We start from the raw sequence: 3,134 nt of genomic DNA on the forward strand, positions 1-3,134 counted from the left end.
CGTTATTTTGAAAAAGAAGAGATGCCGACGATCGGGTTTGCGCCGGATGCCGATTTCCCGATTATCAATGCTGAAAAAGGGATCTCCACATTGGTTTTTAGCCAAAAAACGCAAGAAGCCGATGGGCAGCTTCTTCACTTCAAATCGGGTGATCGTACGAATATGGTGCCCGATTATGCGGAAGCCCGTATCAAAGGTTTTGATTCTGCGGACGTTCATAACAAATTTGAAAGCTTCATGAATATGCATGACCTGGCCGCATCTATTGTTGAAAAAAATGGCGAAGCATTTTTATGTTTTCATGGCAAATCCGCCCACGCAATGGAGCCGGACAATGGTGTAAACGCGGCTGTTCTGCTTGCAACTTTCTTGAATAAGATCTTTGAGGAAGGTGAATCGAAGGATTTCACTCAATTCATTCTTGACGCATTCGGGACTGAAACTCGAGGACGCTTTCTTGGGCTTGCCTACAATGATGAAATTTCGGGCGATACGACATTGAATGCCGGCATCGTTTCCTTCACCCCGGAAGAAGGCGGTCGGGTGCAAGTAAGCATGCGGTATTCCGTTACCTATCCTTTTGACGAGAAAATCGGAACGTGCACGGATCGACTCAGGGATTCATCATTTGCGGTGGAAGTGAAGTCCAACTCGAAACCGCATCATGTCGATGCAAATGATCCATTCATCAAAACATTGCAAGAGATTTACACGTCTTATACAGGTGAAGAGGCTGAACTACTGTCAATTGGCGGTGGCACGTACGCGCGTGTGCTTGCTAAAGGGGTCGCTTTCGGCATGCTATTCCCTGGAAGGGACGATGTCGCTCACCAAGCGGACGAATATGTATATATAGAGGACTTATTGAAGGCGACTGCCATTTACACGGAAGCGATCAGTCGTCTTGCGTCCTATAATGGGGAAGGGGAAAACCAATGACTACTTACTTTATCGATGGCCAATTCACAAGCAAGGATAGTTTGAACATCTCGATTGATGATAGGGGATACTACTTCGGCGACGGAGTTTATGAAGTCGTCAAAGTGTATGATGGCGAATTGTATACGGCCGAGGAACATATCGGGCGCCTTTTTCAAAGTGCATCAAAAATCAAAATGACAATCCCTTATTCTGAGCAGCAGCTGATTGACATAGCGAAGGAATTAATTAAGGTGAACGACATTAGAACCGGTCATATTTATATGCAAGTGACACGAGGAGCTTCTCCGCGGGTCCACCAGTTCCCTGAACTTGCAGTGACTCCTGTCGTGACTGCTTACGCCATCCAAAATCCAAGACCTTTGAGCAACATTGAAGGCGGAGTCTCGGCGAAAACGGTTGAAGACGTCCGCTGGCTTCGCTGCGATATTAAAAGCTTGAACTTGTTAGCCAATGTATTGGCGAAACAAGAAGCGTATGAGGCAGGTTGTGCAGAGGCGATATTCGTCCGTGATGGAATTGTCAGGGAAGGGTCATCTTCCAACGCATTCGGTGTGAAAGACGGTGTTGTTATCACACATCCGGCAACCAATCTTATTTTGAACGGTATAACACGCCGAGTCGTATTGAAGCTTTGCGCTGAGTTGGGCATTCCTGTCGAGGAGAGAGGATTTACACCGGACGAAATGAACGCAATGGATGAATTTTTCATTACGTCGACGACAGCTGAAATCACGCCAATCGTGTTAATTGATGAAAAAGCGGTTGGGTCCGGTACACCAGGAGCGGTAACGAGAAGATTGCAGGAAGCATTTGCGAGGCAAATCCCGTTATCCGTAGCGCGGGATTGATGAACATTGCCTTACTGATCGGAGTGGATGAAATTGGCGCAGCTCGTCAAACTGCTTGATTATGTATCTCGCTACGAAAATGATTTATCACGATATCCAACACAATATATCCGATTGAAAAATTCGCAATGGAAACGGATGAAAACCCAATGGGAGCATGGAGCCGACCTTTCCGAATGGAGGCATGCCCATGAGGAGCCGGAAGAGCAGAATGGGGAGGGGAAATGGTATTCCCCTCTATTCCGTCTCTTCGGCAATCGGAGAACGGCTTCTGAAGAAGCAGAACCGTATGAAGCGAATCAGGACGGACAGGATGAACTAGATGTATTAGATTTTAATCCGAATATCATTTACCAGCCCGAAAACGAAAAACAGCTTCGAAAACTTTACTTGGATCAGTTATTCCATTTTCAATTGAAATGGGCAAGTTCTACGATGATGGAAAAATCCAATCTGGATGCCGGGTATATGAGGGACTTACTTCTTAGGAGCTTCACTCAGCAGCTACCTGATAGCTATCTTCTTTTTTATTACCCGATCCTGAAAGTGAAAAAAGCACCTGTCGAACTCGATATTCTTCTTATCACGCCGATTGAGTGCTTATGTATAACGGTGTTGGAGGGAGAGAACGCAGCGGCGTTTATCGGCGAGGGAGAAAGGTTTTGGACGAAAAAATTCGGAGACAAGGAATCTAGAGTATTGAATCCATTCATCGGATTGAATAGGATGGAGAAAATAGTATCAGGGGTTTTTGCGGCGCAGGACATCGACTTCCCAATAAAGAAACTGGTCATATCAAGGAATGGCTATATCGATTATCCAGGAGTGCCATTCGATACGGCTATCATTGATCGAAGAACGTATGAAGAATGGTTCGCTACCCTACGGAAATCTACTGTCCCTATGAAGTTCAACCAATTCAAAGCCGCACAATCGATTTTGGACATTGGACAAACAACTGCAATGAGCAGACTTTTTGAAGAGCAGATTAATCAGGACCTACCTGATAATAATGAATAGAAATGAGTGTAATTGATTATGCGGCTACGCAATAAACCATGGGCAAAAGATTTCATGGCAGAGCACCCTGAGGTATTGATCCACGAAGAGGAAGGTACAACAATCGATTGGAAAGCGGTTTTCGGCAATGAAAACCCGATACATGTTGAAGTCGGGACAGGAAAAGGGCAATTCATCATCGGAATGGCTCTTGCCAACCCTGATATTAACTATATCGGAATCGAGCATTTCGATAATGTGATTGTATCCGCCTTGGAAAAAGTTATTGAAGCGGAGAAGCCTTCCAATCTACGGCTTCTTAGAGGAAATGGCGCTAATTTGGAG

3 protein-coding genes and 1 pseudogene are annotated in these 3,134 nt (G+C 45.2%); all 4 read left to right on the forward strand.

What is annotated here, in order from left to right:
• The coding region (locus tag AWV70_RS24905) for a Sapep family Mn(2+)-dependent dipeptidase (protein WP_235588780.1) at positions 1–939 on the forward strand (939 nt) is incomplete at its 5' end.
• Positions 936–1,790, forward strand: a complete 855-nt coding sequence (gene dat, locus AWV70_RS19955; protein WP_060210267.1) for a D-amino-acid transaminase — start codon at positions 936–938, stop codon at positions 1,788–1,790. The genes AWV70_RS24905 and dat, both read left to right, overlap by 4 nt.
• 33 nt (positions 1,791–1,823) lie before the next feature.
• Positions 1,824–2,810, forward strand: coding sequence for a nuclease-related domain-containing protein (locus AWV70_RS19960; protein ID WP_060210268.1), 987 nt, complete (start codon positions 1,824–1,826; stop codon positions 2,808–2,810).
• An 18-nt stretch (positions 2,811–2,828) separates the two neighbouring features.
• A pseudogene (locus tag AWV70_RS24910) lies at positions 2,829–3,134 on the forward strand (tRNA (guanosine(46)-N7)-methyltransferase TrmB); the annotation flags it as partial.

Origin of the sequence: Sporosarcina koreensis, from assembly GCF_001531445.1 — a bacterium.
Taxonomy (GTDB): domain Bacteria; phylum Bacillota; class Bacilli; order Bacillales_A; family Planococcaceae; genus Sporosarcina; species Sporosarcina koreensis_C.

Excerpts from the sequence above, each read along its gene's own strand:
- dat (WP_060210267.1), top strand. The coding sequence starts at position 936 with ATGACTACTTACTTTATCGATGGCCAATTCACAAGCAAGGATAGTTTG.